The organism is Clostridioides sp. ES-S-0123-01, assembly GCF_020658415.1.
GTDB lineage: Bacteria > Bacillota > Clostridia > Peptostreptococcales > Peptostreptococcaceae > Clostridioides.
This window is the reverse complement of record NZ_JACVWD010000001.1, coordinates 539,372-551,074: the sequence shown is the minus strand read 5'-3', so window position 1 is coordinate 551,074 and position 11,703 is coordinate 539,372. Positions and strand designations below refer to the sequence as shown.

13 protein-coding genes, 1 pseudogene, 1 riboswitch and 1 other annotated feature are annotated in these 11,703 nt (G+C 28.3%); of the genes and pseudogenes, 10 read left to right on the top strand and 4 right to left on the bottom strand.

Going from position 1 to position 11,703, the window contains the following annotated elements:
* The first annotated feature begins 39 nt into the window (after positions 1-39).
* The 8 genes and pseudogenes from IC175_RS02450 (at position 40) to IC175_RS02415 (ending at position 7,519) form a co-directional block, all read left to right on the top strand.
* Positions 40-543 carry a molybdenum cofactor biosynthesis protein B gene (locus IC175_RS02450; RefSeq protein ID WP_227483237.1) on the top strand — a complete coding sequence of 168 codons (504 nt, stop codon included), beginning with the start codon at positions 40-42 and terminating at the stop codon, positions 541-543.
* Between the two features lie 46 nt (positions 544-589).
* Complete coding sequence (moaA, locus tag IC175_RS02445; protein ID WP_227851061.1) at positions 590-1,549, top strand: GTP 3',8-cyclase MoaA; 960 nt, start codon at positions 590-592, stop codon at positions 1,547-1,549.
* 3 nt (positions 1,550-1,552) lie between these two features.
* Positions 1,553-2,023 (top strand): cyclic pyranopterin monophosphate synthase MoaC, encoded by a 471-nt coding sequence (gene moaC / locus IC175_RS02440; RefSeq protein WP_227433210.1) that lies wholly within the window; start codon positions 1,553-1,555, stop codon positions 2,021-2,023.
* Positions 2,024-2,057: 34 nt separating this feature from the next.
* A complete protein-coding gene (locus IC175_RS02435) occupies positions 2,058-2,492 on the top strand; it encodes an MOSC domain-containing protein (RefSeq protein ID WP_227433211.1) in 435 nt (144 codons plus the stop codon).
* Between the two features lie 273 nt (positions 2,493-2,765).
* Positions 2,766-2,975: pseudogene (locus IC175_RS02430) on the top strand (hypothetical protein); the annotation flags it as partial.
* Positions 2,976-3,157: 182 nt separating this feature from the next.
* Positions 3,158-3,369, top strand: a binding site (T-box leader).
* A gap of 162 nt (positions 3,370-3,531) precedes the next feature.
* A complete protein-coding gene (locus IC175_RS02425) occupies positions 3,532-4,821 on the top strand; it encodes a cytosine permease (RefSeq protein ID WP_227433212.1) in 1,290 nt (429 codons plus the stop codon).
* Positions 4,822-4,874: 53 nt separating this feature from the next.
* Positions 4,875-5,954 carry a DUF917 domain-containing protein gene (locus IC175_RS02420; RefSeq protein ID WP_227433213.1) on the top strand — a complete coding sequence of 360 codons (1,080 nt, stop codon included), beginning with the start codon at positions 4,875-4,877 and terminating at the stop codon, positions 5,952-5,954.
* Between the two features lie 20 nt (positions 5,955-5,974).
* Positions 5,975-7,519 (top strand): hydantoinase/oxoprolinase family protein, encoded by a 1,545-nt coding sequence (locus IC175_RS02415; RefSeq protein ID WP_227433214.1) that lies wholly within the window; start codon positions 5,975-5,977, stop codon positions 7,517-7,519.
* Between the two features lie 82 nt (positions 7,520-7,601).
* Here the strand turns inward: IC175_RS02415 and IC175_RS02410 are convergent, their stop codons facing one another.
* Both IC175_RS02410 and IC175_RS02405 read right to left on the bottom strand, forming a co-directional pair.
* Positions 7,602-7,886 carry a transcriptional regulator gene (locus tag IC175_RS02410; protein WP_227433215.1) on the bottom strand — a complete coding sequence of 95 codons (285 nt, stop codon included), beginning with the start codon at positions 7,884-7,886 and terminating at the stop codon, positions 7,602-7,604.
* Positions 7,887-7,957: 71 nt separating this feature from the next.
* Positions 7,958-8,713 carry a lysophospholipid acyltransferase family protein gene (locus tag IC175_RS02405; RefSeq protein WP_227433216.1) on the bottom strand — a complete coding sequence of 252 codons (756 nt, stop codon included), beginning with the start codon at positions 8,711-8,713 and terminating at the stop codon, positions 7,958-7,960.
* A 293-nt stretch (positions 8,714-9,006) separates the two neighbouring features.
* Positions 9,007-9,101, top strand: a riboswitch (guanidine-I (ykkC/yxkD leader).
* Between the two features lie 63 nt (positions 9,102-9,164).
* On the opposite strand from IC175_RS02405, the gene IC175_RS02400 reads away from it, so the two are divergent.
* Both IC175_RS02400 and IC175_RS02395 read left to right on the top strand, forming a co-directional pair.
* The gene (locus tag IC175_RS02400) at positions 9,165-9,872 is read left to right on the top strand and encodes a B3/4 domain-containing protein (RefSeq protein ID WP_227483234.1); all 708 of its coding nucleotides are present in this window, start codon (positions 9,165-9,167) and stop codon (positions 9,870-9,872) included.
* 18 nt (positions 9,873-9,890) lie between these two features.
* Positions 9,891-10,580 carry a radical SAM protein gene (locus IC175_RS02395; protein WP_227433217.1) on the top strand — a complete coding sequence of 230 codons (690 nt, stop codon included), beginning with the start codon at positions 9,891-9,893 and terminating at the stop codon, positions 10,578-10,580.
* 246 nt (positions 10,581-10,826) lie between these two features.
* Here IC175_RS02395 and IC175_RS02390 read toward each other — a convergent pair whose 3' ends face one another.
* Both IC175_RS02390 and IC175_RS02385 read right to left on the bottom strand, forming a co-directional pair.
* The gene (locus tag IC175_RS02390; protein WP_227433218.1) at positions 10,827-11,027 is read right to left on the bottom strand and encodes a cold-shock protein; all 201 of its coding nucleotides are present in this window, start codon (positions 11,025-11,027) and stop codon (positions 10,827-10,829) included.
* Positions 11,028-11,419: 392 nt separating this feature from the next.
* Complete coding sequence (locus tag IC175_RS02385; protein WP_227433219.1) at positions 11,420-11,686, bottom strand: DUF3795 domain-containing protein; 267 nt, start codon at positions 11,684-11,686, stop codon at positions 11,420-11,422.
* Positions 11,687-11,703 lie beyond the last annotated feature (17 nt).

Here is an 11,703-nt window from a genome sequence, read left to right as displayed (position 1 = left end):
TTATAAAAGTTTAATTAATATATAAAGGGGTGAAACCATATGTTTAATGTAGCAATTATAACGCTTAGTGATAAGGGCTATGAAGGGAAAAGAGAAGACATAACAGGGAAAAAATTAACTGAATTTGTTGAAAATACAGGGAATTATAAAGTTACTGAATACGTGTTGATAAAAGATGATAAGGAAATGTTAAAGGAAAATATTATAAAAATTTGTAACAGTAATAAAGTAGATTTAATTCTTACTAATGGAGGTACTGGATTTTCAAAGAGAGATATAACTCCAGAGGCTACTAAAGATGTTTTAGAAAGAGAGATACCAGGTCTCAGTGAATACATGAGAATGAAATCTACAGAAATTACTAAAAAAGCTATACTAAGTAGGGGTGTAAGTGGAATAAGGAATAATTCTATAATAATAAATTTACCTGGAAGTCCTAAAGGTGCAGTTGAAAATCTAAGTTTCATTATTGATGTCTTAGACCATGGCATAGAAATTTTAAGAGGAGAAGCCACAGAATGTGCCACTAATAACAAAAAATAGTATATAATTCAGATAGATAAAAAATAGACAAAGAGGTAGATAGAGTATGATTGATAAGTATGGAAGAAAAATAGACTACCTTCGTATTTCACTTACAGATAAGTGTAATTTAAGGTGTGTTTATTGTATGCCACCAGATGTTAAATTTGAAAAAAATTATATAAACGATAATCTAAGTTTTGAAGACTATAAATTCATTATAAAGGCTATGTCAGAACAAGGTATAAAAAAGGTTAGATTTACTGGAGGAGAACCTCTTTTATATCCCAATTTAAATGAACTTATAAGGTTTACAAGAGAAGAATGTGGAATAGAAAATATAGGAATGACAACTAATGCTCTTGGACTTTCTGATAGAATCTTTGAGCTTAAAGAATGTGGTCTGAATAAAGTAAATATAAGCTTAGATTCTTTAAAGGAATATAAATATAAATCTGTGACAAGAGGTGGCAATTTAAAAGAAGTATTAAAATCGATTGAGTCATGTTTAAATTTAGGTATAAAAGTAAAGGTAAATTGTGTTGCCATAAATGGATTTAATGATGATGAGCTTAAAGACTTTATGTTTTTAACAGTTAAATCAGCAATTGATGTAAGATTTATTGAACTTATGCCATTAGGTGAAGCTAATAGAGTCTACAAAAAAGGATATTTTAATGTAAAAGAAATGGTTGAAAAAATATATGGTTTATATAAAGTTAAAAATGATGAAAAAAGTACAGCAGAATATTATAAGTTTAAAGGAGCAAAAGGAAGAATAGGAATTATAACTCCATTAAGTTGTTCATTTTGCAACACTTGTAATCGTATTAGACTTACCTCTAGTGGTGCAATAAAACTGTGTCTACATTCAAAAGAGGAAATAGATATAAAACCACTTTTACATAAACCATTGTTATTTAGAGAAACTATGAAAGATATAATAAAAGAAAAGCCAGAAAAACATCATTTAATAGAAAATAAATGTAGTGATACAAATAGACGTATGTATGAAATTGGAGGATAGGTAATGTTAACGCACATAAATGAAAAAGGGTATGCTAAAATGGTAGATATAAGTGAAAAAGATGATACAAAGAGAACTGCTATAGCAACAGCTACGATTACTCTTGGTAAAGAAGCTTTAGAAAAGGTAAAAAATGGACAAATAAAAAAGGGAGATGTATTATCTGTAGCTCAAGTTGCAGGGATAATGGGAGCTAAAAATACATCTTCAAATATACCAATGTGCCATCAAATTAAATTGGTTGGATGTGATTTGGAATTTGAGATAGATGATTCTATATCTGCTATTAGAATATATGCAACATGTAAATCACTTGGTAAAACTGGTGTAGAAATGGAAGCATTAAATGCTTGTTCTTTAGCAGCACTTACAATTTATGATATGTGTAAAGCAGTTGATAAAAAGATGGTTATAAGCAATATACATCTTGTGGAGAAAACTGGTGGAAAATCAGGTGATTTTAAGTTTGAATAATTTAAGAATATATGGGTGAAAATTTGGAGGAAATATGGCTAAAGTAGTGTCAATAAATATAAGTGACAAAAAGGGTGTAATTAAGGTTCCTGTGCAATGTGCAGAACTAAAAATAAATTATGGAATAGTTGGAGATGCACATGCGGGAAACTGGCATCGTCAAATAAGTTTACTTGGAAAAGAAAGTATAGATAAAATGAAGATGAGAGGTTTTGACCAATTAAAATTTGGAGACTTTGCTGAGAATATAACTACAGAAGGAATAGAAGTGTTTTCATTACCTGTTGGTACAAAATTAAAGATAGGCAAATGTGAAGTTGAAGTAACTCAAATAGGTAAAAAGTGTCATAATGGATGTGAAATTAAAAAATTAACAGGGGACTGTGTAATGCCACGTGAAGGAATTTTTGTTAAGGTTTTAAAGGAAGGAATTATAAGTATTGGAGATTCAATAGATATAATTCAATAAAAATTTGATTGAACTTAAAATAAATTTCTGATTATATTTTAAAATTTTATTAAATGTTCGTATAGCCTTGTTTTATAGGCTGTTCGGACATTTTTACTGTCAGTAGATACTTTACAATATTTCAGAATGTGCAGTGTGAAGTATTTTAAATAGATAGATTTAACAATATAACATACTGTTGTATAATGTGAGATATGATTATTTGCTGTACGTTCATGTTGTCGTCCACAGTTGCCTTGGGGTTAAGCACTAACTAAATTTAAAAAAGACCCTACACCTATTCTACCTATATTGGAACAATTAAAAACCGACTCATCACTGTATGTGCGAAAGAGTGTTGCTAATAATTTAAATGACATTTCTAAAACACACCCAGATTTAGTTGTAAAGCTTGCGAAGGATTGGTATAGTGTAAATGAATATACTAACTGGATTGTAAAATATGGTTGTAGAACTTTACAAAAAAATGAAAATAATTTGTAAAATTATATTCAATTGTATATAAAAATAATATAAATTTTTATTAAATTTAAAAAATACAAAATATAAATACAGTAATAATATAAAAAATTACATATAAAACTAAAAAATACAAGTAATTTACTTTTTAAGTTGACAAAATATTGCATATATATTATGATATAAATCATAAATAAATAAATAACGTAGATTCGCAGAAGAAGAAAGTAGCATAAAGGAATTTTACAGAGAGTTAGATTTGGCTGAGAACTAATATTGAAATTTGTGTGAAAAGAGCTTTGGAGAATACTATTACAGTTCTATTGTAGTAGTGGTTTAATTCGCCTTAAGAAAATGAGTGAGTAAAATAAATTTTTACTAATAAGAGTGGTAACACGGATTGGTATTCGTCTCTTGGATTTTTTCCAAGAGGCGTTTTTTATTATAAAATTATTTCAGAAAATTTAAAACTATATATTAAATGAAAATTATAAATATATAGTTGTTAATAAATTTATAAATTAGAAAATTGTAAAACAAACAAATTAAATGGTTTTACAATTTTAATGGAGGGATGAAAATGGAAGAAGAAAAAATTAATTATGCCCTGGAACAGGTTCCAGAGAATCAAAAACGTGGTTGGGTAGCTATGTTTTCAGTGCTAGTAGCAATAGGTGTGGATTTATCATCTGTTATTTTAGGAGCTGAGTTAGCTCAAAGTATGCCAATGAAACAAGCAATATTATCAGTAATTGTAGGTTCATTTTTTTCTGCTATTTTGTATACTATATGCTCTTTAGTTGGTTCATCTACAAGCTTATCTACATCTATGATAACAAAATATGTGTTTGGAGAAGCTGGAGCAAAAATATTTTCTCTAGTTATAGGAGTTTCTTTATTAGGATGGTTTGGAGTTCAAGTAGGCTTTTTTGCTCAAAATGCTCAAATAATAATAAAAGATATATTTAATCTAGATGTGAGCATGCAAATTTTAAGCCTCATAGGTGGTCTTTTGATGATGAGTACAGCTATTTATGGATATAAAGCAATGGAAAAATTAAGTGTGTATTCAGTACCATTCTTATTAATTCTTATGATGTTAACTATATTCTTAGCTTTTAAAGCAAATGGAATTCCAGTTGATGATAATATGAAATCGACTATGACATTTGCAGGTGGAGTTTCTCTATCAATGAGTATAATAATAGTTGGAGCAATAGTATCACCTGACATAAGTCGCTGGGCTAAAAGTAGAAGAGATTGTGCACTTTCAAGTTTTCTAGGGATACAATTTGGAAATGCTTTTATGATAGTAGTATCAATAATATTAGTAAAATGTATGGGTACTTCAGATATTATGAGAATTTTTATTACATTAGGAATTGCTATACCAGGTATAATTGTACTTACATTAGCTCAATGGACTACAAATACAAGCAATGTATATTCTGCATCACTAAGTATAGCTCTTGTACTAAAAAAAGCTCCTGAAAAAGTATTAACTATAGTTCTTGGTGTTGTAGCAACTTTATTAGCTGTATTTGGAATATATGAAGGATTTATAGGATTTTTAAATTTACTTGGAATTGTTATTGCACCTGTTGGTGGTGTGTATACAGCAGAATATTATATAGTAAAACAAGAACTTAAAGGATTTGATAAGGGGATAGCATACAAACCAATAGTTAAACATTCAATAATATCTTGGATAATTGGTATATTAATAACATACCTTTCTACATATGGATTTATAACTCTTACTACTATAGCACCTTTAGATGGATTTATAGCAGGATTTATAATACAATCAATTATTGGAAAAGTGATTTGTTCATCAAAAAACAAACAAGAAGCAGAAAAAGCAGTTTAATGAAATATGCTTGTAAAGTATAAAATAAATTTGGAATATGAGGAGAAAGTAACATGAGATTTTTAACAGAAGAAAGCGTGGATAAAATAGCAGTTGGCGCAGCAGTGCTTGGAACAGGAGGAGGAGGAGACCCATACATAGGTAAATTAGTTGCAAAACAAGCAATTAAAAAGTATGGGCCTGTAAAAGTGATTAGTTTAGATGAGCTAGAGGATGATGCTTTAGTAGTACCAGTATCTGGTATGGGTTCCCCTGTAATTACAATAGAAAAATTACTTTCTGAAGTGGAATTAACTACTCCTTTAGAGATAATGGAAAAATTATTGAATAGAAAAGTTGATGTTATAATTCCTATAGAAATAGGAGGAATAAATTCACTTATGCCAATAGCAGTTGCTGCAAAAAAAGGGCTTCCTATTTTGGATGCAGATTCTATGGGTAGAGCGTTTCCGGAAGCTCAAATGGTAACTTTTTATCTTGAAGGATATGAAGCATCACCTGCTGTAATGGCTGATGAAAAGGGTAATTCAGCCATCCTTTATCCTGTTGATGGAATTTGGTCAGAAAGATTGGCTAGAACTTTAACAGTAGAAATGGGAGGAAGTTCTTCTATTAGTGACTATAATTTAAGTGGAGCTCAAGTTAAAAAAGCTGCGATAGGAAATACCTTGACTATAGCTGAAACTATAGGAGGATTTTTACTTGAGAATAAGTCAGACTCAAAAGGTGCTATTGAAAATATATTGAAAGAATTAAAAGGGTATAAATTATTTGAAGGAAAAGTAGTTGATATTAAAAGAGAGTTAAAAGGTGGTTTTACTAGAGGGCATGCATTCTTCGCTGGAATTAATGGATATGATGGAGAATACTCTGTACTATTTCAAAATGAAAATCTAATTGCAAAAAAAGGTAGTACACCACTTTGTATTACGCCAGATTTAATAGCAATATTAGATTTAGAAACTGGATTCCCAATAACTACAGAAAGAATAAAATATGGTTCTCGTGTGATGGTAGTAGCTTTTCCTTGTAATGAAAAATGGAGAACTAAAAAAGGAATTGAGACAGTTGGACCTGAATACTTTGGATATGATGTAGAGTATAAAACAGTAGAAGAATTACAAGGAAAATAAAAATTTAGGGGGAAATTTTGATGTATCGTGTAGGAATTGACGTTGGAGGAACAAATACAGATGCTTGTATACTGGATAAGGAATTAAAAGTAATCCATTCAGTTAAAGTAGCAACTACAAAAGATGTTGAAACTGGTGTTTATAATGCCTTAAAAAAAGTTATAGATGAAAGTAAAATTGACCATTCATTAATAAAATATGCTATGCTTGGTACAACTCACTGTACAAATGCAATAGTAGAAAGAAAAAGACTTAATAATGTAGCAATGATAAGAATTGGAAAACCAGCAACCACTGCTATTTTACCATTTATAGATTGGCCAGAAGATTTAAGAGAAAAAATAGAATTAGATTCAATATTGATATCTGGTGGTTATGAGTTTGATGGAAGAAAGATAAATGAACTTTGTAAAGATGAAGTTGTAGATTTTTGCAATAAGATAAAAGGCAAGGTAGAAAGTGTTGCAATAAGTGGAGTATTTGCTCCTGTAAATAAGCAACAAGAAGAAGAAGTTGCAAAATGGGTTAGAGAGATTCTTGGTGATATTCCAATATCCTTATCAAATGAAATAGGTAATATAGGTATACTGGAAAGAGAAAACGGAGCAATTTTAAACTCTGCATTGTCTAGAGTAGGTAAGGCTGTTTCTTTAGGATTTGAAAAAGCATTGAAAGATTTAGGAATAGATGCAGAAATATATTTTAGTCAAAATGATGGAACATTAATGAATTTGGAGTACACAATGAAGTATCCTATTTTCACAATTGGATGTGGAATAACAAATTCTATAAGGGGAGCGTCTTTCTTGTCAAAAGTAAAAAATGCAATAGTACTAGATGTTGGAGGAACTACGAGTGATTTAGGTGTATTATACAATGGATTTCCTAGAGAATCTTCAATTCCTGTTACAATTGGAGGAGTACATACGAACTTTAGAATGCCCGATGTTTTAACTATTGGACTTGCTGGGGGAACTTGTGTAAAAGGCGAAAAAGACAATATAAAAATAGGTCCTGAGAGTGTAGGGTATAGAATAACTGAAGATGCAATAATATTTGGTGGTGATACTTTAACTTTATCAGATGTTGTTACAAAGTTAGGCATGGCATTTGAGGATAGAAAAAATAATGTTGAAAATTTAGATAAAGATTATTGTGATGAGGTATATAAAAAAGTAATTTTAAAACTAGAAGATGCTGTAGACCAAATGAAGACTAGCCAAAATGATGTTGAATTAGTTTTAACTGGTGGAGGAAGTATAATTGTTCCAGAAAAACTAAAAGGTATAAGTGATGTTATAAGACCTCCTCATTATACTGCAGCAAATGCTATTGGTGCAGCTTTAGGGCAAATAAGTGGGGATGTAGAAAAAGTGTACAGCTTAGATAAAATGTCTAGAGAAGATGCTATAGAAGACGCAAAACAAGAAGCCATAAACAAAGCTTTAAAAGCAGGTGCTAAAAAGGATACTATAGAAGTATTAAATATAGAAGATGTTCCACTTGCATATCTTCCAGGTAATGCACTCCTTATAAAAGTGAAAGTTGTTGGAGATTTGATATAATTTAAAGAAAATTTAAGTCTTTTTGAATATGTTTTAGATATAAAAAAATCGGTGCATAGTTTGTACCGATTTTTTATATTTATTAGTAGAGAACTCGTTTTTTTGCTTCTGCTATAGCTCTAGCAGCACTTTTTGCCTCAACTCTTTTTTCTTCCTCTCTTTTAAAAGCATTTATTGTATCATTTAAATTTTTATCGTGTTCATTTTTTTCTTTGTCTTCGTTTTCTCTGTAAACTAATACATAATCTATTATTGATTCATTTATTATTTGAGATATACTTTTATTTTCATTAATTCCTATTCTTTTAACTTCTTTAAGTAATGTTTCATCAATGTGAACTGTTGTTTGTTTTGTATTTTTTGCCATCTTAATCACCTCTTAAAAAAATTTTAACATTAAAATTTTTTCTAGTCAATAAATTTTAATGTTAAAATTCTTTAAAAGTTTTTATTTGTTTTTCTAAAACTTTCTATTTTGTTTATCATATTTTTTTTAATATTTTCTCCTAATACAGAAGATTTTAGTCTAGGATTTTCAATATGGTCATAAATTGGTTCTAGGAATTCAACTTCAACAGGAACAGAGTTAATTTTACCAATAGGTTGATATCCTTCATAAGTATCTTTTGAATTTTTTATGACTAATGGAACAATAGGACACTTTGCTTTATATGCTATTTTTAAGGCTCCACTTCTAAAATCTGATACTAGAGAATTTGGTTCTTTAATCCAGGTTAAATCTCCTTCTGGAAACACTGCCATACTCTGACCTGTAAGTATATTTTGTGAGGCTTCAGCAATACTTTTAATCCCTTCTCTATTATTTTTTCTGTTTACATATACACATCGTAACAACTTCGCCCATTCTTTAAATATAGGTATATTTCTCCAAACTGGCTCATCTGCAATTACACATCCAATTGGTCTTTCTACACTTGCTGCTAGGATAAAACTATCAAGCATACTTGAATGATTTACAACAAATAAGATTGGTTCTTTTGGTAATGTTTCTTTGCCAAGTATATTAAGGTCTATATTTACTATATCTAAAGATTTTTTAGCTTGTTTTTGCATAAATTCAAATTTTTCTTTTAAGCTAAATTTATCTGGATTTTTTTTGATTTTTATAAGTTTAGGTATAGAAGATGTAAAGCCTATGAGCTGATATGTAGCAAATTTTAAGTAATTATTCATAAAATTATCTCCTTAAAATAAAATTGTTTATTACTGTAAAGATTTTAACATAAAATGAAATTTAAGTCTATTTTAATTGGGATTTATAACTTACATTTAAAATAGACTTATTCTGAAATTTTTATACTTATAATTTTATTAATAAAATTATATCAATAATGTAGTATTCTATTAGATTAGCTAAATAACCTTTAAATATTATTTTGTACAAATATAAGAATCCAATATAGTATTGTTTTAAATCTTATATTATGCTAAAATTTATTTGTATTTTATAAATTACAAAAATATATAGTTTAGTTTTCTAGGGTTCCGCATTTTATAATGGGCAGGTCCAAGAGAAAACGCACAGTTATTGTGTACACGGAAGGATAAAAGCCTGGGAGATATTTAATAATATTTCTGTAGGCTTTTTTATTTTTATATATTTTAAAGTTGAGGAGGTATTCTAATGAAAAAATTTGTTGTTGAGGATGAGTTTTGGAACCTATTTCCTAGTTCAAAGATAGGAGTTGTTATTTGTAAGGACATAGACAACTCTATAAAGGATAAAGAAGAATACAAGGAAATGATTTTGCAGGGAGAAAAAGAGGCATTAAAACACTTGAAGGATTTAGAATTTAGCAATAACCAAGTAATTAAAGTATGGAGAGAAGCATTCAAAAAATTTAAAACGAAAAAAGGAGCAAGGTCATCTATTGAGGCATTGCTAAAAAGAGTTCATAATGGAAATCATATAGCAACTATTAACCCCTTAGTGGATATTTACAATTCTATTTCGCTAAAATATGCATTGCCTTGTGGTGGAGAAGACATAGACAAATTTATGGGAGATATTAGGTTGACTAGAGCAGTTGGAAATGAAGAATTTATACCATTAGGAACAGAAGAAAACTCATCTCCATATGAAGGTGAGATAGTCTATAAAGATAATGAAGGTGCAATTTGTAGATGTTGGAATTGGCGTGAAGCAGTGAGGACAATGCTTACTGAAAATACAAATAATGCATTTTTATGTATTGAATTAGTAGATGAAAGTAGATTTGAAGAATTTGAGAATGCCTTGAATTATTTGGCGAAAACAGTTCAAGAAAATTTAGGTGGAACATGTAAAATTTCAATTTTAGATATTAATAATAAAGAAGTATCAATAAATTAATTTTGAGAGGATAGAGTAATGAGTGGTTTTAGTTATAAAGATATTTATATTGAGGATGGAAAAAGAGTATTAGAAGTAAATATACTTCCTGAAAAGTATTGTAACTTTGATTGTATATTCTGTCCTATTGGAAGGTCATATAATAAAGTGGATACACTTCAATCATTTGACAAGATGGATGACTCACTTAGAGAATTAGAAAGTATAATAGAAAAGCATAAGGCAGAACTAGTTTTCATTAATTCAAAAGGAGAATCACTATTGAATGATAAAATTTGTGATGTAATCGAGTTAGTAAAGCGCAAAAGAGTGCCTGTACGATTACTTTCTAATGGATATTTATTAGGTAAAGACGAATATATAGAAATAGCCAATATGTGTGATGAAGTCATTGGAGAGATAAAAACAATATCGGAAAAAGATTTTCAAAAAATTCAGAGACCAATTATAGGATATACTCTAGAAGAATATATTTCAAATATGATTTTATTTAATAAACAGTATAAAGGAAAATTTATTTTAGAAGTAACAATTATAAAGGAATATAATGATAATGAGGAATCTATTAATAAGATAAAAAGTATTATTTATGAATTATCTCCAGATAAAGTAATTGTTGAAAGAATGAACGATGAAAAATTTAAGCAAAAATTTGATATATCTAGTGAAAAATTTGATAAAATTTCAAAAACGTTATTAAACTTTTGAAAACATTAATGAAAAATATTTATATATGAAATAAAAATCTAATAGAGCTAATCTATTGGATTTTTTATATATAATATACTATGTATCTTTACTGAAATAACCCTTATTTATGAAGAGTATTTTATATTTAGGAGAGGGATTTTTTTATTTGTCCAAATAATATTATTTACTTAATTAATAATTATATTGTATATTACCAATAAAAAAAGACTCTTAAAAGAGTCTTTTCCGAAAAAATCTATATAATTATAATATAGTTATGTTTTCTGCTTGCTGACCTCTAGCACCTTTAACTATATCAAAGCTTACTTTTTGACCTTCTTCTAATGATTTAAATCCTGAAGTTTGTATAGCTGAGAAATGAGCAAATACATCATCTCCACCTTCTACTGTTATAAAACCAAATCCTTTTTCGTTGTTAAACCATTTCACTATTCCATTATTCATTAAAAATACTCCTATTAACCTATATCAAGATATACTTGATTTAATTGTGTATTACCACAAATACTATTGTATCATAGATTAATACAAATGTCTACTTAATTGTAATTTTTAGTTAACATTTTTTGCTTATGCTTAACCATAAAAAATTGAAAAGCTTTGTGTTACTATATATTGGTGTAAATGCAGATAAAATACTTTACTAACATTTAATTGACATAAATATTAAAATATAAAATTAAGAGATTTAAAAATCAATGTTTATTTGTGAAAAAAATAGATAGCTATTATTTTATATTGAATAATAGCTATCTATCTTAGAGAATATACAATTATGTATTAAGGTATTAATATTTTAATTTATATACAATATAAAATATATAAATATGATACTATTATAAAGCTAGAGAAGCCCATTTTTCACATTGAGAAATTCTTTTTCCATCATCACCTTGTTTTTTATCATATGCAAATTGAGTTAATATTTCACATGGAAATGTGTCACATAGGCCACAATGTGTAAGATTTTTATTCTCACAACATGATTTTACAGGACATTCTTCAGACCAAAAAGGTTTATCAATATTTGTACATCCAGCGCAATTTACATCTTCCTTATACTTACATTCACAACACAAAATTCCACATCTTGATTCTATCATTTTAAATCCTCCTCAAA